Source organism: Rhizobium sp. SAFR-030 (assembly GCF_059415005.1).
The window spans coordinates 286268-305797 of the sequence record NZ_JBPFDO010000006.1 but is presented as its reverse complement, the minus strand read 5'-3'; the positions used below and the strand labels follow the sequence as shown (position 1 = coordinate 305797).

The 19530-nt window shown below is 66.3% G+C and carries 16 protein-coding genes and 1 riboswitch; of the genes, 7 read left to right on the top strand and 9 right to left on the bottom strand.

What is annotated here, in order from left to right:
- Positions 1-7: 7 nt before the first annotated feature.
- Genes ACR65N_RS19495 through ACR65N_RS19475 form a run of 5 tightly spaced genes read right to left on the bottom strand, consistent with a single transcriptional unit; the run spans position 8 to position 6821 of the window.
- On the bottom strand, positions 8-640 hold the full coding sequence (locus ACR65N_RS19495; RefSeq protein WP_440458340.1) for a precorrin-8X methylmutase: 633 nt from the start codon (positions 638-640) through the stop codon (positions 8-10).
- Positions 637-2001: a precorrin-3B synthase gene (gene cobG, locus ACR65N_RS19490; protein ID WP_440458339.1), complete on the bottom strand. Its 1365-nt coding sequence runs from the start codon at positions 1999-2001 to the stop codon at positions 637-639. Before cobG ends, ACR65N_RS19495 begins: the two co-directional genes overlap by 4 nt.
- The gene (gene cobN / locus ACR65N_RS19485; protein ID WP_440458338.1) at positions 1998-5369 is read right to left on the bottom strand and encodes a cobaltochelatase subunit CobN; all 3372 of its coding nucleotides are present in this window, start codon (positions 5367-5369) and stop codon (positions 1998-2000) included. The genes cobG and cobN overlap by 4 nt, the downstream gene beginning before the upstream one ends.
- Positions 5369-6406 carry a cobalamin biosynthesis protein CobW gene (gene cobW, locus ACR65N_RS19480; protein WP_440458337.1) on the bottom strand — a complete coding sequence of 346 codons (1038 nt, stop codon included), beginning with the start codon at positions 6404-6406 and terminating at the stop codon, positions 5369-5371. The genes cobN and cobW overlap by 1 nt, the downstream gene beginning before the upstream one ends.
- Positions 6407-6416: 10 nt before the next feature.
- A complete protein-coding gene (locus tag ACR65N_RS19475) occupies positions 6417-6821 on the bottom strand; it encodes a DUF1636 family protein (RefSeq protein ID WP_440458336.1) in 405 nt (134 codons plus the stop codon).
- A 114-nt stretch (positions 6822-6935) separates the two neighbouring features.
- Positions 6936-7159: riboswitch (cobalamin riboswitch) on the bottom strand.
- Positions 7160-7264: 105 nt separating this feature from the next.
- On the opposite strand from ACR65N_RS19475, the gene cobO reads away from it, so the two are divergent.
- Entirely contained in the window at positions 7265-7879 is a 615-nt protein-coding gene (gene cobO, locus ACR65N_RS19470) for a cob(I)yrinic acid a,c-diamide adenosyltransferase (RefSeq protein ID WP_440458335.1), read from the top strand.
- Positions 7879-9351, top strand: coding sequence for a cobyric acid synthase (locus ACR65N_RS19465; protein WP_440458334.1), 1473 nt, complete (start codon positions 7879-7881; stop codon positions 9349-9351). The genes cobO and ACR65N_RS19465 overlap by 1 nt, the downstream gene beginning before the upstream one ends.
- Here ACR65N_RS19465 and cbiB read toward each other — a convergent pair.
- Positions 9335-10306 (bottom strand): adenosylcobinamide-phosphate synthase CbiB, encoded by a 972-nt coding sequence (gene cbiB / locus ACR65N_RS19460; protein WP_440458333.1) that lies wholly within the window; start codon positions 10304-10306, stop codon positions 9335-9337. The two genes, ACR65N_RS19465 and cbiB, sit on opposite strands and share 17 nt — an antisense overlap.
- Between cbiB and cobD the strand changes: the two genes are divergently transcribed.
- The gene (gene cobD, locus ACR65N_RS19455; RefSeq protein WP_440458332.1) at positions 10305-11351 is read left to right on the top strand and encodes a threonine-phosphate decarboxylase CobD; all 1047 of its coding nucleotides are present in this window, start codon (positions 10305-10307) and stop codon (positions 11349-11351) included. The genes cbiB and cobD overlap by 2 nt on opposite strands.
- 82 nt (positions 11352-11433) lie before the next feature.
- Complete coding sequence (locus tag ACR65N_RS19450; protein ID WP_440458331.1) at positions 11434-12873, top strand: M20 family metallopeptidase; 1440 nt, start codon at positions 11434-11436, stop codon at positions 12871-12873.
- A 7-nt stretch (positions 12874-12880) separates the two neighbouring features.
- Here the strand turns inward: ACR65N_RS19450 and ACR65N_RS19445 are convergent, their stop codons facing one another.
- A complete protein-coding gene (locus ACR65N_RS19445; RefSeq protein WP_440458330.1) occupies positions 12881-13999 on the bottom strand; it encodes a methyl-accepting chemotaxis protein in 1119 nt (372 codons plus the stop codon).
- A 190-nt stretch (positions 14000-14189) separates the two neighbouring features.
- Between ACR65N_RS19445 and cls the strand changes: the two genes are divergently transcribed.
- Positions 14190-15650 carry a cardiolipin synthase gene (gene cls / locus ACR65N_RS19440; RefSeq protein WP_440458391.1) on the top strand — a complete coding sequence of 487 codons (1461 nt, stop codon included), beginning with the start codon at positions 14190-14192 and terminating at the stop codon, positions 15648-15650.
- 42 nt (positions 15651-15692) lie between these two features.
- Positions 15693-16556 carry an endonuclease/exonuclease/phosphatase family protein gene (locus ACR65N_RS19435; RefSeq protein WP_440458329.1) on the top strand — a complete coding sequence of 288 codons (864 nt, stop codon included), beginning with the start codon at positions 15693-15695 and terminating at the stop codon, positions 16554-16556.
- On the opposite strand, the gene ACR65N_RS19430 is transcribed toward ACR65N_RS19435, so the two are convergent.
- On the bottom strand, positions 16534-17673 hold the full coding sequence (locus ACR65N_RS19430; protein ID WP_440458328.1) for an NAD(P)/FAD-dependent oxidoreductase: 1140 nt from the start codon (positions 17671-17673) through the stop codon (positions 16534-16536). The genes ACR65N_RS19435 and ACR65N_RS19430 overlap by 23 nt on opposite strands.
- Before the next feature lie 170 nt (positions 17674-17843).
- Here ACR65N_RS19430 and ACR65N_RS19425 point away from each other — a divergent pair, with 170 nt between their 5' ends.
- Positions 17844-17993, top strand: a complete 150-nt coding sequence (locus ACR65N_RS19425) for a hypothetical protein (protein WP_430307688.1) — start codon at positions 17844-17846, stop codon at positions 17991-17993.
- Between the two features lie 78 nt (positions 17994-18071).
- On the opposite strand, the gene ACR65N_RS19420 is transcribed toward ACR65N_RS19425, so the two are convergent.
- On the bottom strand, positions 18072-19235 hold the full coding sequence (locus ACR65N_RS19420) for a M20 aminoacylase family protein (protein ID WP_440458327.1): 1164 nt from the start codon (positions 19233-19235) through the stop codon (positions 18072-18074).
- Between the last annotated feature and the right edge of the window lie 295 nt (positions 19236-19530).

The following is a 19530-nucleotide window of genomic DNA, read 5'->3' as shown; positions in this document are numbered from 1 at the left end:
ATATCGCTCACAGGCCCGCCCTCGCCAGCGCATTGACGGCAGCAGCGGTCATTGCGGACCCGCCCATGCGGCCCCGGACGATCGCGTAGGGGATCTTATGGGGGCTTTCGGCCAGCGCCTCCTTGCTTTCGGCGGCGCCGACGAAGCCGACCGGCATGCCGATGATGGCGGCGGGCTTCGGGCATCCGCGGTCGAGCATTTCGAGCAGGTAGAAGAGTGCCGTCGGCGCATTGCCGATAGCGACCACGGCGCCCTCCAGCCGGTCCGCCCAGAGTTCCAGCGCGGCCGCCGATCGCGTGTTGCCGACACGCCTGGCGATCTCCGGCACCTGCGGATCGCGCAGCGTGCAGACCACCTCGTTTCGGGCCGGCAGGCGCGCCCGGGTGATGCCGTGGGCGACCATCTGCGCGTCACAGAGAACCGGCTTTCCGGCAAGAAGCGCACCGCGCGCCGCCGTTACGAACTCCGGCGAAAAGCGGAAGTGCGCTGCGGCCTCCACCAGTCCGCAGGCATGGATCATCCGGATCGCCACATCCGCCTCGTCTGGCGCGAAGGCGGAGAGATCGGCTTCCTCGCGGATGATGGCAAAGGATTTCGTATAGATCGCGTCGCCGTCGCGAATGTAGTCGTAGTCGGTCATTGGGTACCTTTAGAAAGCGCCGCCGCGATCCGGGCAGGACCGAGGCGGGCAAGACAGTCGCGGCTCGTTTCGCCGGGCCGGCGCTCGGTCTCCATCAGGGCAGACAGAACAGCCAGTGCCGCAGCCTCGGAGCCGGAGGCCAGCAGTTGCAGCGGGGTATCGGTGGTTTTGCCATCGAAGACAAGATGCGTTCCATCGGCCGCGCCGGCGAGCGTCAGCGTCGCCCGGGTGGGATGGGCGCAGCCCTTCTCGCAGCCGGAAAGATGCAGCCGCACGGAGCCATCCAGCAGCGCTGCCGCATTGCGCGCCGCATCCCGGCCCGTCTCATGCGTCGCATAGCGTCCGGATCTGCAGGCGCCAATGCCAGGGCATGCCGAAATCTCCGCGAGCTGATCGCCGGCACGGGTGATGAAGCCCTGCCGCGCGGCATGCTCCACCAGCGCCTCGCAGGCTTGGGTGCTTCCGAAGGCGATCAGCGCATGGTCGGGAGCCGGCCTCAGCCGCGTTATTCCCATTAGCTCCGCCTCCTGCGCCAGCGCGTGCAGCCGCTCGGCGCCGCATTGACCGAACGCCACTGCAATGCGTGCCGCCGCCCTTGTTCGAAGATCGAAGGTGCCGAATGGGGCAGGCACCGACGCGGTCGGTCGGCCCAGCGGCGCCGTCACCTGCATCCGCATCTGGGCTGGCAGATCGCCAGCTGCGAGATCACGACCGCGGGCCTTGGGGCCTAGCAGCGCCAGCCGCTCCAGCAGCGCCAGGACGATGTCGGCGGCATCGGCATCCGCCACCTCGCCGATCATCTGGCCCGTCGCCGCGGTGCCGCCCAGGGTCAGCTGCCAATTGATCGTCCCGTCGCTCATGACGGCGCGCAGGCGGATGTCGGCGAGCAGGTGATCAAGGCCGATCAGCCCGCCGCCATCAATGACGACCGAGATCTTTGGGGCCAGATGACCGGCCAGCCGAGCGGCACGCGCGACGATGGCAAGGCTTAGAGGACGCGGATCGATCGCCTCCTCCGGATCGTCGCCGGCAAGCGGCGACCATTCCACGGCAAGCCCTTCGCGCAGCGGCAGGTCAAGGCTGCGGACGTCGCGCTCGAGTGCCTGGGCGGACGTTTCGGTCAGACCGCGGATCTGCAGGTTGCCGCGGGCGGTGATATCCACCGTCGCATTGCCGTGGCGCTCCGACAGCGTGCAGAGCGACTGGAGCTGCTGCGGCGTCAAAGCGTCGGAGAACGCCAACCGGGTCAGATAACCGTCGCCGGTCAGCATCGGCGCGTCGAGCGCCGGGCAGGCGCCGCGGACGAAGGATGGGCGGGCAGCGGGGGCGGCGAGAGGAGAGGTTGGGGAGAGCGCGGTCATGCCCGCTCCCTTTCTCTCGCCCTGTCGCGCAGCAGTTCCAGATCACGATCCACAGAATTGCGGCGCGGTTGCCAGAGGCCGCGACGGCGGGCCGAGATCAGCCGGTCAGCGATGGCGCCGGCAGCTTCCGGGTTCTGGTCGAGCACGAAGTCGCGAATCCGTTCGTCGGCGACATAGGCATCGTAGACGGCGTCGATCAGGCTCTGCGGCACGGCCTGCGTGGTCTCGGCAAAGCCGACCAGCCGGTCGACGGTTTCGGCAAATTCGGCAGCTCCGCGCGGCCCGTGGCGCATCTGCCCGTCGATGAAGCGCGGGTTGACGGCGCGCGCCCGCACCACGCGCGTCACGGCCTCGGCAAGCGAGCGGGCGCGGGGGCGGGCCGGGTCGGTGGTGTCCAGCGCGATGATATCGGCCTTGCCGCCAAGAGCCGCCACGGCTGCGGCGAAACCGCCGATGAAGGCAACGTCGCCTGACCCGTCGAGCAGGTCGCGCCCGGGGTCGTCGCCCGTATGCACAAGCAGATCGGCGGAGCGCACCCGCTCCTCGAAATCGGCGGCAGCTGGCCGTTCCTCACCCTCCGGCCCACCGAAGGCGTGGCTGGTCATGGCGAGATAGGCGCGGCCAAGGTCCTCGCGCTCCTGCCAGTCGCCCGACGCCAGTTGCTCCTCGATCCCCGACCCGTAGGTGCCGGGTGCGGAGCCGAAGATGCGCGGTGGAATGACGCCCGCCGCCCGTGCGGCCTGGGCCAGCGGATTGTCACCGTCGGCCTCGTGCTCGCGCGCCGCGATGGCGCGGGCGGCGGCGTCCAGCAATGCGATCAGCGACGGGAACATGTCGCGGAACAGCCCGGAAATGCGGAAGGTCACATCGACGCGCGGGCGGCCGAGCACCGCCGGCGGCAGGACCTCGATGCCGGTGACGCGGCCGGTTGCCGGATCCTGAACCGGTCTTGCGCCCATCAGCGCCAGACCCTGCGCCACCTCTTCGCCGCCGCTGCGTAAGGTCGCGCTGCCCCAGAGGTCGATGACCAGGCTTTTCGGCCAGTCGCCGTGGTCCTGCATGTAGCGCCGGATGATTTCTTCCGCCGCCAGCCGGCCGAGCTCGAAGGCCGTCGGCGTCGGCATGGTGCGTGGATCGGAGGCGTAGAGGTTGCGGCCGGTCGGCAGCACGTCACGGCGTCCTCGGGCCGGCGCGCCGGACGGCCCGGGAGCAATGTAGCGACCGTCGAGTGCGGCGATCAGGCTCATCTGCTCGGCCCGGGCGCTGTCGATCCGCAGGCCATCCGTTTCCAGCGGGTCCGCATGGCCGAAGACGTGCTGGCCGTCCTTGATGGCGAAGTCCTTCAAGTCGCAGAGGAACGCGTCGATCCGCGCCAGGGCGGCCTCGGGATCGTCGGCCCGGCTTATCCCGGCCTCTCCGGCCAGGCCGGTTTCTTCCGCCGTCTCGACGATCAGCCTTGACAACCGGTCGCGGCGGCGGCGATCCAGCCCGTCGGCCTGCGCATATTCGTCGACCAGCAGTTCGAGCTTCTGCTGCTGCGGCGACAGACCCGCCTCGGCCAGCATCGGCGGCAGATGGCCGATGGTGAGTGCCCCGATGCGCCGCTTGGCAACCGCAGCCTCGCCGGGATTGGAGACGATGAACGGGTAGATGACCGGCAGGTTGCCGGTGACAATCTCCGGAAAGCAGGCGCTGGTCAGCGCAACATTCTTGCCCGGCAGCCATTCCAGCGTCCCGTGTGCGCCGACATGAACGATCGCGTTGCTTTGCAGCGTGGTCTGCATCCAGCAGCCGAAGGCGAGCAGCGCGTGGCGTGGCGGGCGGGCCGGATCGTGATAGTCGGTGCGTCGGTCCGCCTCGCGGCCGCGATCCGGCGCGAGCGCCACGGTGACATTGCCGAAACGGGCGGCCCGGAAACGGAAACCGTCGCCATCGGATGCTTCGTCGGCTAACGGATCACCCCAAGCGGCGCTGCCCGCGTCGCGAGATTCGGCCGGAAGTCCTTTGAAGTATCCGACATAGGCCGCTGCCGGCAGACGCTCGGCCCCCTTGAGGACCCGGTCCATGAGATCCTTCGCCGTCTCGGGCACGGCAGAGACTGCGTATCCCTCGGCCTGCAACAGTCGCAGCATGTGGAGTACGCTTTCCGGCACGTCCAGTCCGACGGCATAGCCGGTGCGCCCGGCAGCGCCCGGATAATCCGGCATCAGAATGGTGATGCGGCGTTTTTCGCGCGGCGTTTCCTTGAGCGTCAGATGTCGTGCGATGCGATCCGCCACGGCCTCGACGCGATCCGGCTCCGGGCGGTTGGCATAGCCGGAAAAGCCGTGGTCGCTCTGCGCTTCACGCGCATCCTTGAACGAGATCACGCCAGCCAGCACACGCCCGTCGAGTTCCGGCAGCACCACATGCATGGCAAGGTCGGAGGGGCCGAGCCCGCGGCGACCTTCCAGCCAGCCTTGGCGCCTGGTCGTCGCGATCACCGCCTGGAAAACGGGCACGCCGAGGACCTCGAACAGCGTCCTGCCGTCAAGCGCGGCATTGCTGGCAAAGGCGGTGGCGGTAACGATGGCGGCGGGCTGCATCTCGGCGAAGCTGTCGCGCAGGAAGGACAGGGTCTGTCGGTCCTTCAGCCCGGGAACGAAGACGGGCAGGGGTGCAAATCCGCGGGCTTCGAGCGCCTTCGCCAGTGCGTCGATCGGTGCCACGTCGGCTGCGAGCAGCATCGACCGGTAAAACAGCAGCGGCAGGATCTTGCGGCCTTCAAGGCCGCACAGAGCATCCGCCTGCGACACGACTCCAAGGCCCGGTCGATAGAAGCCGATCTTCGGCACTCTGACGGCAGAGATGCCGTCGGATGCGTTGCCGAGCGCAAGCCCGCGAAGCTCGTCCGTCAGCCGCTGCAGATTGTCCGGCCCGCCCTCACGGAAGAAAGACAGCAGCCGGGCGATCTCGGCCTCGCTCACCGTCGAGGCGGAAGCGAGCCTCTCATCCGTCTCGCTGCATTCACCCGGCAGCAGCACCAGCGGAATGCCCCGGCTCCTGGCCAGCCGCGAGAGTTCATCGACGCCGTAGCGCCACCGGTCATAGCCGCCCAGCACCCGCACCAGGATGACGCGCGCGTGGCGCGCCACCTTGTCGATCCACAGGTCGACCGACATCGGATGTCTGAGGTCGGACAGTTGCGCCAGGCGCAGCGTCAGCCCGTCGATCGTGCTGCGAGCCTCAGCCGCAGCCCAGGCGGACGCGATGCCGTTCAGATCGCTGTCGGTAAACGACAGCACCACCACATCGCCCGGCGTCTGGTCGAGGTCGACCGGTTCGATCAGGTCGTCGAGCGACGAGGATGTGGTGGCAAGGATATGCATCAGGCGGCCAGCATCCTCCCGATCCGGTCGACATCGATGCCCTTCTCACCGATGATGACCAAGCGCGAGCGACGGTCCTCGCCGTTCGCCCAGGGGCGATCGAAGTAGTGGTTGACGCGTGGGCCGACCGCCTGCACCAGAAGCCGCATCGGCTTGCCGGCAACTTCCACGTAACCCTTGATGCGCAGCACCTTCTCCGCCTCGGTCACCTGGGCGATGCGCAGGCTGAGTGCTTCCGGATCGGCGATCGCCGGAATGTCGAGGACAAAACTGTCGAAGTCGTCGTGCTCGTGGTCCAGTTCCCCGTCGTGGTGCGTCTTGCGGTTCTCGATGTCGTCTTCCACCGCAAGGCCGAGGCCGATGAAGACGGCCGGGTCGACGACACCATTGGCCGCTTCGACGATGCGCACGGCACGCGGCAGGTGGTCGCTGACATGCGCCCGCGCCCGGTCCAGGCCGTCAGCGGACAAAAGGTCGGCCTTGGTCAGGATGACGAGGTCGGCGCAGGCGATCTGGTCCTCGAAGACTTCCTCGACCGGATCGTCGTGATCCAGCGCCTCGTCTCCCGCACGCTGTGCGGCAAGCGCCTGCATGTCGTCGGCGACGCGACCCTCGGCCAGCGCCAGACCATCGACGACGGCGATGACGCCGTCCACCGTCACGCGGCTCTTGACGCTCGGCCACTGGAAGGCCTGCACCAGGGGCTTGGGCAGTGCCAGGCCGGAGGTTTCGATGAGGATGTGGTCGACCTTCGGCTGCATCGCCAGAATGCGGTCGATGGCGGGGACGAAATCTTCGGCGACCGTGCAGCAGATGCAGCCATTGGCCAGCTCGATGATGTTGTCTTCCGGGCAGCTCTCGACGCCGCAGCCCTTGAGGATCTCTCCGTCGATCCCGACATCGCCGAACTCGTTGACGATCACCGCCAGCCGCTTGCCCTCCAGGTTCTGCAGGGCATGGCGCAGCAGCGTCGTCTTGCCGGCGCCGAGAAAGCCGGTAACGACGGTGCAGGGGATGCGGGCGAGCGAAGAGGTCATGGACTGTCCTTTATGGCTTCTGATGGGGCGTGAAATCGAGGGGAGGCACGCGGGCGATCATGCCGCGTTTCAGGCTGTCGGGACGCCCCTTCCAGGGCATCAGGCCGTCCGTCGATCCGGCCAGCAGGCGGGCTCCGGTCAGCAGATCCTCGGCGCTTTCCGTCGTCAGGTCGCCGAAGACGTAGCTCCAGCCGTCAGGGTTGAGAATTGCGGCGCTGAGCCCGCGTTTGCAGTTGGCAAGGCAGGATACGCCGCGGACTTCGATCCCTGCGGCGGCCAGATCACGGGTTGCCTCGGCAAGCCGCGACCCGTCGCGCGGCAAGTCAGTGCCGTCTGCGGTGCCGCGGCATGTTTCGCAGACGTGGATCACCACGCGTGCCGGCTCGACCGCCTGCGTCGCGTCGCGTTCGTTCAATTGCCGAGAAAGATCCAAACCGACACCCCAAGCGTGCTTCATGGTGGGGCGCACATTCACGGCCACACGCCGGAATGTCAGGTAACATCCGTGCCGGAGCACCCCGCCCGGCTGGATTCATGATCGTCAACGGCAGGTCTCCTGGCTCGCGGATTGTCGCCCTTGCGCGGCCTTCCCGAAGGTATCCCTCCAGTGGCCTGGTGCGCCGGGTTCCCGCTCGTGATGGCGGGGGCCGCTTACAGTTGCGGGGGCAGCCGCGGTCTTGGCACTGATGCCGCACCGCGTTCCCTCTTAGCTTTCCCCGTTGCCGGGAAAAGACCGTTGCCATTCCACTATGCGCTTAGGCGCGGATGTGTCAATGGCGGCAGTCGGCCATTGCCGGAGCGGGCGCATCGACTATAGTCCCGCCTCCGCCTCAAAGCCTGCCGACAGGGGAGCCGCATATGAAAGACATCGAGGTCTCGGAGGCCGAGCGCCACAAGCGCAAGATGGAAAACCGCAAGGCCGTCCAGGATGCAGAAGTGGCCTCGAAGACCATCGAGAAGGGGCTGCTGATCGTCAATACCGGACCCGGCAAGGGCAAGTCGACGGCTGCCTTCGGGCTGGCGCTGCGCATGCTCGGGCATGGCCGCAAGGTCGCCGTCATCCAGTTCATCAAGGGCGCCTGGGATACCGGCGAGCGCGTCGCCATGCAGGCGTTCGGCGACCGGGTGATCTGGCGCACGATGGGCGAGGGGTTCACCTGGGACACCCAGGACCTGAAGCGCGACGTCGAGGCCGCCGAACGCGCCTGGGAGAAGGCGCTGGAGGTGATGGCGCAGCCGGAGGTTGGGCTCGTCATCCTCGACGAGTTGAACATCGCGTTGCGCTACGACTATCTGGATCTGGAAAAGGTGGTCGCCGATCTCGTCGCGCGCCGACCGGACCTGCACGTCATCGTTACCGGCCGCAATGCCAAGCCGGCGCTGGTGGAAGCCGCCGACATGGTGACCGAGATGACGCTGGTGAAGCATCACTTCAAGGCCGGCGTGAAGGCGCAGGCCGGGATCGAGTTCTGATGACTGCCGTGGCGACGGCAAGGGCGCTGATGTTCCAGGGCACCGGCTCCGACGTCGGCAAGTCGCTGATCGTCGCCGGCCTGGCGCGGGCGTTTACCCTGCGCGGGCTTCGCGTCCTGCCGTTCAAGCCGCAGAACATGTCCAACAATGCCGCCGTCACGGCAGACGGCGGCGAGATCGGACGGGCGCAGGCCCTGCAGGCGCGTGCCGCGAGAGTGCCGCTGTCGGTGCACATGAACCCGGTGCTGCTGAAGCCGCAGAGCGATGTCGGCGCCCAGCTGGTGGTTCAGGGCAAGGTCGAGGGAAATGCGAAAGCCGCAGAATACCAGCAGATGAAGGCCGGCCTCATGCCGCGCGTGCTCGACAGCTTTGCGCGGTTGAAGGCGGCGGCGGATCTGGTGCTGGTCGAAGGTGCGGGGAGCGCCTCGGAGATCAACCTACGGCGCAACGACATCGCCAATATGGGGTTTGCCCGCGCCGCCGAGGTACCCGTCGTGCTGATCGGCGATATCGACCGCGGCGGCGTGATCGCCAGCATCGCCGGCACCAAGCTGGTGCTCGATCCCGAGGACGCAGCGATGATCCGCGGCTTCATCGTCAACCGGTTTCGGGGCGACCCGACGCTGTTTGCCGAGGGCATGCGGATGATCGAAGGCTTTACCGGCTGGTCGCCGATCGGTCTCCTGCCGCATTTCGCCGAGGCCATTCGCCTGCCGGCCGAAGATGCGCTGGCTTTGAACTCGGCACCCGCCGAGAAGGCCGGTGCGAGGATCCGCATCGCCGTGCCGCTGCTGCCGCATGTGTCGAATTTCGACGATCTGGATCCGCTTGACGCCGAGCCGCAGGTGCAACTGGTTCGGGTCCGGCCGGGCGAGGTGCTGCCGGCGGATGCGGATCTCATCCTGCTGCTGGGATCGAAAGCCACTATCGCCGATCTGCGGGCTCTGAAGGGCGCCGGCTTCGACATCGACATCGCTGCCCATGTGCGGCGCGGCCGGCCGGTGCTCGGATTGTGCGGTGGGTACCAGATGCTCGGCCAGTCGGTCGGCGATCCTGACGGCATCGAGGGACCGGCCGGCGCCGTGGAGACGGGGCTCGGGCTGCTCGACGTGGCGACGCGGCTGACCGGCGAAAAACATCTGGTTGCCGTTGCCGGCGAGACTTCGGACGGTACGTCGTTTGCCGGCTATGAAATGCATGTCGGCGAAACCGACGGTCCCGATCGAGCGCGACCTTTCGGCCGGATCGACGGCACTCGGGAGGGCGCGATATCCGCTTCGGGCCTCGTCAGCGGCACCTATGTCCACGGGTTGTTTTCGAACGATCGGCAGCGGTCCGCCTGGCTGAAGCGGCTGGGTGGAACGTCGAGCCGGCTCGATTACGAGCAGGGTGTCGAAGAGGTGCTCGACCGGCTGGCCGCGCACATGGAGAAGCACCTCGATCTCGACCGGCTGCTCACCCTAGCACGCTGAATCCGTCGGCCAGCAGGCCGAAGAGGATGATCAGCAGCAGGTCGGCGACGCGCGCCAGCGCCAGCGCCCGTCTTATGTCATCGGCAGTCGCCTCGCGGCGCCCGCCTTCGCCCATCATGTGGTCGTCGACCAGCACGCCGTCGTAGACACGCGGGCCGGCAAGTGCCAGCCCCAGCGCGCCGGCCATTGCTGCCTCCGGCCAGCCGGCATTCGGCGACTTGTGCTTTCGGGCGTCACGCCGGACGGCCGCCCATGCGGCCTTCGCCGAGGTGCCGGGCACGATGGCGGCCGCGGCGATGAACAACAGCGCCGTCAGCCGTGAGGCCGGCAAGTTGACGAGGTCGTCGAAGCGCGCGGCGGCCCAGCCGAAGGCGCCGTAGCGGGCGTTCCGGTGGCCGATCATGCTGTCGGCAGTGTTCGTTGCCTTGTAGAGCGCGGCACCGGGCAGACCGAGCAGGCCGAGCCAGACGACGGGCGCGGTGATGCCATCGGAAAAGTTCTCGGCCAGGCTCTCGATCGCCGCACGGCTGACGCCCGCCTCATCCAGTTGATCGGGATCGCGGCCGACAATCATCGATACGGCCTTGCGCCCGCCATCCAGGCCGCCTGTCTCCAGGCCGACGGCGACCGCCTTCACATGCGCTTCCAGGCTTTTCTGGGCAATCAGGCTCGACGAGACGATCGCGACGACGAACAGACCGAACGGCAGCCAGAGGAGGCTGCGCTCGACGAACAGTGCGATGATGAGCGTGACGGCGGCGAGGATCAGGAAGGCGATGACGCCATTGCGGCGCCGGTGGCCGAAGGACAGCGACAGGTCGTTGAAGCGCTTCTCCAGCCTGTCGATCAGCGCCCCGATCCACATCACCGGATGGCCGATCCGGGCAACCAGCCATTGCGGATAGCCGACAAGCCGTTCAATAAGCAGGGCGAGGAAGGCGAGAGAAAAGGCCATGGATCTCAAACAGGGCAAGCAGGACGGACAGGCGATCGAGCACGGCGGCAATCTGGCGCGTGCGCAGCAGATGTTTCCGGATGCGCCGACACCGTGGATCGACCTGTCCACCGGCATCAACCCGCACTCCTATCCCTATTCCCCCCCTCCGGCCACCGCTTTTTCCCGGCTGCCGGAGCCCGCCGATCTGGCCTGCCTGAGGGTCGAGGCGGCACGGGCCTATGGCGCGCCGTCGGCTGATCACCTGGCCGCGGCACCCGGCACGCACATCCTGCTGCCGCTGATCATCGAGGCGGTTTTCGGCCCCTCCGGCCCCTCCGGCAGAACTGCCGCGATTCTGTCGCCCACCTATGCCGAGCATGCGCGCCTCGCCCGTCTCTGCGGCTTCACCGTCCACGAGACCGCCCATTTCGAAGACCTGTCCTCCGCCGATCTGGCAATCGTGGTGAACCCCAACAATCCCGACGGCCGGCTGATCGGGCGCGACGATCTGCTTGCTCTGTCGCGTCGCCTGTCGAGCAAGGGTGGCCTGCTGCTGGTCGACGAGGCCTTCATGGAGGTGATCGCGCCATCACACAGTGTCGTGGATGGCGTGCATGACGGGCTGATCGTGCTGCGCTCGTTCGGCAAGTTCTATGGGCTTGCCGGCGTGCGGCTGGGCTTTGCCGTTGCGCCTCAACCGATCGCCGAATGGCTGTCGGCACGGCTCGGACCCTGGGCTATTCCAGGACCGACCTTGCATGTGGGACGCGAAGCGTTTCGCGACCATGCGTGGCAGGCGCAAATGCGCGAGCGTCTGACAAAAGACGCAGGCCGCCTGGATGGACTGCTCGCCACCGCCGGCCTCAATGTCTGTGGCGGCACCTCGCTGTTCCGCTATCTGCGCGATCGGCGCGCACAGGCCGTGTTTGAGCATCTGGGAGAGGCCGGCATCCTCGTCCGGCGCTTCTCCGACCATCCGGACGTGCTGCGCATCGGCCTGCCTGGCGTGGACGGCTGGGGACGTCTGGAATCCGCGCTCTGCGCAAAAATGCGGCATTCCTGATCGCTGCAAGAAAGGTTGGCGTTTGGCTTCGGCTGGAGTAGGGTCGCCGTCGTTTTCCGTTATCGCATGCAGGTGAAATTCGATGTCCATGAGCAGCAGCAACCATCCCGAAATCTTCGATGCCGTCGACAGAAAAAGGGAGGTGTTCAAGGAGCTCGCGGACCGCGTCTGGGCGACGCCCGAGACCTGCTACATGGAAGTCGAGTCTGCTGCAGCCCACCGCGAGATGCTGGAGACGCAGGGTTTCACGATCACCCAGAACGTCGCCGGCATTCCGACCGCTTTGATCGGCGAGGCGGGCGAGGGCGGACCGGTCATCGCCTTCCTCGGCGAATATGATGCGCTGGCCGGCCTCAGCCAGAAGGCCGGCACCACGGATCACGATCCGCTGACGCCGGGCGCCAACGGTCACGGCTGCGGCCACAACCTGCTCGGCTCCGCGTCACTGCTGGCGGCGACCGCGCTCAAGGACTGGCTGGAGGAGACGGGCACTCCGGGACGGGTGCGCTATTATGGCTGCCCGGCCGAAGAAGGCGGTGCCGCCAAGGCATTCATGGTTCGCGCCGGCGCCTTCGAAGATGTCGATGTGGCGATCTGCTGGCATCCGAGCAATTTTGCCGGGGTACAGCGCGAGACATCGCTCGCCAATTGCCGAATCGATTTCACCTTCTCCGGTCGCGCCTCGCATGCGTCGGCCAGCCCCGAACTTGGCCGCAGCGCGCTTGATGCGGTCGAGCTGATGAATGTCGGCGTCAACTATCTGCGCGAGCACATGCAGCAGGATTGCCGCATCCACTACGCACTTCTGGATGCCGGCGGTATTTCGCCGAACGTCGTGCAGGCGCATGCCAAGGTCCGTTACGTCGTGCGGGCACCGGAGCTCGCGGGCCTGTTTTCGCTGATCGAGCGGGTGAAGAAGGTTGCCGAGGGCGCGGCACTGATGACCGAGACGAAGATGGAAAACATCGTCCTCTCCGGCGTGTCGAACCTGATCGTCAACACGCCGCTGATGGACACCATGCAGGATATCTGGGAGAGCCTCGGCGCGCCCGATTTCGATGACAAGGACCACGCCTTCGCGCAGGCCATCCGCGATACGCTGACCGGCGAGGATATCGCCGCAAGCTGGGCGCAGGAGCGGCTGGAGGAGCGCGACATCCCGCTTGCCGACTTCATTTTGCCGCGCCACAACGAGGTGCGGCAGATGGGCGGCTCCACCGACGTTTCGGACGTTAGCTGGGTGGTGCCGACGGTGCAGGCCTACGGCCCGACGCTTGCCATCGGCACCCAGCTGCACACGTGGCAGGTCGTCTCGCAGGGCAAGAGCCCGCTCGCCCACAAGGGAATGATCTCGGCTGCCAAGGCGATGGCGGCGACGGGGCTGGCGGCACTGCAGAGCGAGCAACTGCGAGAGGCCGCCTGGGCGGATCTGAAGCGCCGGCTGAAGGGCCAGACCTATCGCAGCCCGATCCCGGCAGGCACCGAGCCGCCGATCGTTGCCATGGGCGGTCGCCTGAACTGAGGTCGGCCTATCTTGCCGTCCGCTGCTCCAGCTGGCAGCGGATGGCATCGTCGCTCTCGGTTTCCTGAACCACGACACCGCACCATCCGAGCCCGTCATAATCCTCGTAGCCGAGCGTGCGGGCATAGGCGACGATCGCTCCGTCGTCGTTGTAGTAGCTGCCTTTCTGACGGTCGCCGTCGCGGCGAAGCGCGAAATGCGAGAACAGCTGCTCCGGACGGTTGCAGGCAATCACTCGTGCATTCTCGTCGAGCAGCATGACTGTCGAACGCTGCGCCTGCTGCTCGGGCAGGTTCGCCTCCTTCTCGACGATCGCGTGGCCCTGGTTCTGCCAGTCGAAATAGACGCCCAGCGTGCCGATCAGCCTGCCATCGCCCGTGCCGCCCTCGCGGACGCCGGTGGCGTAGACCAGAACATGGTGACCGTTGTGAAGCGGGCTCTCCTTCACCTCGTCGACGATATAGTCGTCCCCTGACCGGCATTGGGCCGCCTTCTGGAACCACGGATCTCCGGCCAGCGAGCGTCCGGCGATCCTGCGCTGGTGGGCGGGATTGGCAGAGGCGATGATGCGGCCGGAAAGATCGGTGAGGACCAGGTCGTGATAGACGGTGTAGAACCGGTTGATCACGCCGAGCCGGCTTGCGGCAAACTCCGATCGTTCCGAACCGGGCTCCTGCAGCGCCTGCCACAGCGCCGGGTCCGTCGCCCACCAGCGGACATCGGCTGTGCGCTCGAAAAGGTTGCGGACAATCAGCTGCACCAGCGTCTGGGCGAGGTCCGTCAGCCGCACGCCCTCCATCTCGTTGACCAGGGCATCTGCCATCAGCTGGCCGACGCCGATGCGTCCCAGCACGTTGCTCTCGAAGCGGCCGGCGATGTCGGTCGCCACATGCGCAAGACGCTGCACCTCGTTGGCGACCACGGCAAAACCCTTACCGGTCTCGCCGGCGCGCGCCGCCTCGATCAGCGCGTTAATGGCCAGAAGCTTGATCTGCTTCACCACATGCGTGTTGTCGGCACTGAAGCGCGAGAGCTCGGTGCTGATGCTGCCGGTGACGACGCGCATCGAGCGCGGAGTGGCTGCAACAGTCTGCTGAAGAACGGGCATGCCATGTGCGGTCGTCATGATGACCTCGTTGCAGACGTCGGCGGGAAAGCGGGTCTCTCTGGGCGGCTACTGTGCCTGTTTATGGTTATCAGTCGGTAAATATGTCCGATACCGTACAGTGGCTCCAGATGTCGGGCTGCCATCCCCGTCTCGGACGATGTTCGAAATAGCCGATTGCGGGCTTGGGGCTCCTGCGTATATCTGGGGCATGCTGGATCTCCTGTCGCCCTACTGGCCGCACATCGTCTTTGCCCTGTCGGTGCTGATGGGGGCGACGGCTGCCATCCATGCGGCCATGACCAAGGAAGAGGTACGCTCGGCGATCGGCTGGGTCGGCGTCATCGTGCTGTCGCCACTGATCGGCGCGCTTCTCTACCTGGTGGTCGGCATCAACCGGATCCGGCGCACCGCGGTGTTCAACCAGCGTCTCCTGCGGCAGGGCGATTTCTCCGGCCACATGGCCTCCTTCGACGCTTCGGACGATATCGTCGCGCTGCAGTTCGGCCGGCGCTTCATGGCGATGAAGACGCTGGGCGACCGGGTTGCCCGACGGCTGGTGACGACCGGCAATAGCGTCGCCGTCCTGGACGGCGGCGATGCCGCCTACGCCTCGATGCTGGAGGCGATCGGCAGTGCCCGGCGCAGCATCATCCTCGAAACCTACATCTTCGACCGCGACCGGATCGGCCGGCGCATCGTCAAGGCGCTGTCGGAAGCTGCATCGCGCGGCGTCGAGGTGCGGGTGCTGATCGATGCCGTCGGTGCCCGCTATTCGGTGCCGAGCGTGCTCGGCATGCTGCGCGACGGCGGCGTGACCGTCGATGTGTTCAACGGCAACGTCATCATGGGGCTGCGCATGCCCTATGCCAATCTGCGCACGCACCGCAAGATCATGGTGGTGGACGGCGCGACCGCGTTTACCGGCGGCATCAATATCCGCGAGGCATTCTCGCGTGAGTTCACCGGCGACGACTGCGCCATCGACACACATTTCAGGATCACCGGCCCGGCCGTCGCTGATCTGTTCGCCGTGGCTGCCGAAGACTGGCGTTTCGCCAATGGCGAGGTGCTGACAGACGAACCCTGGCGGATAGAACCGCCGTCTGGCGAGCCTGGCGAGGCGCTCCTGGCGCGCGTTGTGGCGTCCGGCCCCGACCGCAGCCTTGAGACAAACCATAAGATGCTGATGGGCGCGGTATCCGTCGCCCGCTCGTCGATCAAGATTATTTCGCCCTATTTCCTGCCGGACCGCGAACTGATCAGCGCCATGGCGACGGCGGCGCGACGCGGCGTCGAGGTCGACATCATCGTGCCGGCGTCAAACAATCTGACGCTTGTCGACCGGGCGATGACTGCGCAGTTCGACCAGATCCTCAAGGGTGACTGCCGTATCTGGCGCGCCTCGGGGCCCTTCAACCACTCCAAGCTGATGGTGGTCGACGGACGCTGGGCCTATGTCGGCTCGTCGAACATGGACCCGAGATCGCTGCGCCTCAACTTCGAGGTCGACGTCGAGATTTTCGACAGCGCGTTTGCCGAAGCCCTGGAGGCCCGGTTCGTCAAGGCTCTGGAAAGCTCGGCGCCGGTGCTGCTCGACGTGCTGCGCGCGCGGCCACTGCCGGTGCGGCTGTTCGAGCGCATCCTCTGGCTCGGCTCGCCCTATCTTTGATCCGGGACTGGAAGCAGGTCGCCGCCGCGCTATACTGGCATCATGGTTTTCGATCCCACCCGACGGTCCTCTGGACAGAGGCCCAATCTCCCCGCCAGCATCATCTCATCGCTGCGCAATCGCAAGCAACGCGGCCTTGAAGGAAGCGCGGCTTCGGAGCGGGATGCCGCCGCGCTTCTCGTCGCCTCCTACAATGTCCACAAATGCGTCGGAGTCGATGGACGGTTCGACCCGAGCCGCATTGCCAACGTTATCCGCGAGATCGGCCCGGACGTATTGGCGCTGCAGGAGGCGGACAGCCGGTTCGGCGAACGGCGGGGTCTCCTCGATCTCGGCTGGATGGAGCGCGAGGCGGGACTGCTGCCGGTGCCGATCGGCGGTGTCAGCAAGGCGCATGGATGGCACGGCAATGTGCTGTTCTTCCGCGAAGGAATAGTGCGCGACGTGCATCCGCTGCGGCTGCCCGGACTTGAGCCGCGCGGCGCGCTGATGACCGAACTGGAGCTGAAGGACGGCACCGTGCTGCGGGTGATTGCCGCCCATCTCGGTCTGCTCAACCGGTCACGTCAGCAGCAGGCCCGGATGATCCTCGACATTCTCAGTTCCCGAGACGATCACCCGACACTGCTGATGGGCGACCTCAACGAATGGCGCCTGGGCGATCGCTCCTCGCTGAATTCGCTGGCAAGGACCTTCCGCGGCATGCCGGCTGCGGTTCCAAGCTTTCCATCGCGGTTGCCGGTGCTGGCGCTCGACCGCATCATGAGCAACCGGCCCGGCCTCATCGATGCGGTGAAGGTGCATGATTCGGCGCTTGCCCGCGTGGCGTCCGATCACCTGCCGATCAAGGCGCTCATCCGGCCGAACATGGCAGACGAGGGCCTCAGCGAGACGGAACGCCGCTAGCGGCCTGGCGACGGTCCGGGAGGATCAGGTCAGCCACATGGCCGGCGATGGCGAGCGATGCCGTCAGCCCCGGGCTCTCGATGCCGAACAGGTTGACGAGCCCGGGGACGCCATGCATTTGCGGGCCATCGACGCGGAAATCTGCAGCCGGGTCGGCAGGCCTGCTGATCTTCGGACGGATGCCGGAATAGCCCGGCACCAGGGCATCGTCCGGCAGGTCTGGCCAGTAGCGGCGGATCGCTTCGTCGAACCCCGCGCGGCGGGCCGGATCGACGGCGTAGTCGATCGTTTCCACCCATTCGACGTCGGGACCGAAGCGCGCCTGGCCGCCGAGGTCGAGCGTCAGGTGAACGCCCAGACCATGGGCGTGCGGTGCCGGATAGATGAGATGCGTGAACGGCGCCTTGCCGGTCAGCATGAAATAGCTGCCCTTGGCATAGCGCGTCGGCGGGATGTGTTGCGGAGCCAGGCCCTCGATGCTCCCGGCAACCGTTGAGGCGGCTAGGCCTGCGGCGTTAATCAGCATGCGGCAGGAGAGCTCAAGCGGATCGGCTCCACCGGCGCTGACGATGAAACCCTCGGGCTCGATCCGGGCACTCAGAAGCGGTGCCCGCAGAGCGATCTGTGCGCCGGCATCCTCGGCGTCACCCTGGAGCGCCAGCATGTAGGCGTGGCTGTCGATGATGCCGGTCGACGGCGACAAAAGGGCGCCGACGCAGGCGAGCGATGGTTCGAGCCGTCGCGCCTCGTCCGCGGACAGCAGGCGCAGATCGGTGCAGCCATTGGCCTCGCCCTTCTGCCTGAGATTCTCGATCACCGGGAGCTCCTGATCGGTGGATGCGACAATCAGCTTGCCGCAGCGCCGATGCGCAACACCGTGCGTCTGGCAGAAATCGTACAGCCGTTCGCGTCCTTCCAGGCACAACCGGGCCTTCAGGCTGCCGTGCGGATAGTAGAGCCCGGCATGGATGACTTCGCTGTTGCGTGACGAGGTGCCGGCGCCGATAGCGGTCTCGCCTTCGAGGATCAGGACCGATGCACCCGACAGCGCCAGTTCGCGGGCGCAGGCAAGGCCTATCACGCCCGCACCGACCACAACCGCATCGATATCCGCCATGCAATCCCTCTCCCACCCGTTCTGGGACGCACTCTTCCGCTTCCGGTCTGCCGGTCAAGTCGGTTGGAAGAATTTTCCCGAAGTGCCGGTCTCGGTGGAAGATGATCTCTACCAATCCGGTAGAGATCAATTAACATCTGTGACGTGATTGTGACGCAGGAGGAGCGACAATGACCCATCGACATCAAAGGGTATCGGTACGACGCGACGGTGTTGCGAGCCTTGTCCTCGACCGGGGGGTGCTGCGGACCTGCTACGGGGCGCTCACCGTTGCTGCCTTCGGGTTCGTCGGCGCGCTGGTGCTCGGCCTCGTCCACTGAGCAAAACGACACTCTCGATCCTCCCGGAGAAAGCCTTCCGCACGCAGCGGGAGGCTTTTTTGTTTGCGTGGGAAGTCCTCAGGCGGGCTTGAGGAAGGTTTCCGCGATTTCCACCCACATCGCCACGCCGATTGGCAGCGCGTCGTCGTTGAAGTCGAAGCGCGGGTGGTGAAGCGGCGGGTCGTTGTCCGTCCGGCCGGTGCCGAGCAGGAAGTAGCTGCCGGGACGTTCGGCGAGCATGAAGGCGAAGTCTTCGCTGCCCATTGACGGCCGCGGCAGGTCGACCACGTTCTCCTGACCGACCACCCGCTGCGCCACGCTGCGCACGAAGTCGGTCTCTGCCGCGTGGTTGATGGTCGGCTCGTAGCCGCGCTCGTAGGTGATCGTGACGCTCATGCCGTAGCTTGCCGCCTGGCCCTCGGCGACTTCCCGAATACGCGTCTCCAGCATGTCGCGCACCGTCTGGTCGAAAGAGCGGATGGTGATCGCCATCTCCGCCCGCTCGGGGATGACGTTGCTCGCCTTGCCGGCGTTGAAGGCGCCGATCGTCACGACGGCCTGCTCCATCGGGTGCAGGTTGCGCGACACAACGGTCTGCAGCGCCATGATGATGCTGGCGCCGCAGACGATCGGGTCGGAGGCGTCCTGCGGCTCGGCGCCATGTCCGCCGCGACCGTTGACGACGATCAGGCACTCGTCCGCCGCAGCCATGATCGGGCCTTCCTTGACGGCAATCTTGCCGAACGGAAGCGCCGGCTCGTTGTGCAGGCCGAACACCGCGTCGCAGGGGAAACGGTCGAACAGCCCGTCGTCAATCATCAGCTTGGCGCCGGCGAAGTTCTCTTCGGCGGGCTGGAAGATCAGATGCACCGTGCCGTCAAAATTACGGCGCTCCGACAGGGATTTCGCCGCGCCGAGCAGCATCGCCGTGTGTCCGTCGTGGCCGCAGGCATGCATCATGCCGGTGTTCAGGCTCGTGTGTTCGGCGCCAGTTTCCTCGGTGATCGGCAGGGCATCGATATCGGCACGGATGCCGATGGCGCGGGTGCCGGATCCGTTCCTCAGCGTTGCGACGAGGCCGGTCTGGCCAAGGCCACGCGTCACCTCGTAGCCAAGAGCCGTCAGTTGCGCGGCAATGAAATCGGAGGTCTTGAACTCGGAAAGCCCAAGCTCGGGGTGCTGGTGGAGATAGCGGCGCACCGCCACGAGTTCGGGCATGTCATTGGAGAACTGGATCGTCATGGGTCTCACCATTCACAGCGTCTTTGCGCGTTCCGCGCAGTCTTGGCAGGCCGATAGCTCTAGCAGGATAGCCTGACGTCGGTAAGGGTCTTGCACGCCGACGACGGCGAGGGGGCCGTGCGCCGGCACGCCTGCCGGAGGGCCGGAGGGCGTCGATCCGGCGCTTGCCGTGCCATGGAACCAAGTGAAGGTTCGCGGCTTTACGCGCTGAGCGGCGTTCCGCGTCATGCCTTCCATGCACAAACAGGTCATATTATCGATTCCAAGCGGCTGAATACGTTCAGGATTCATTCAT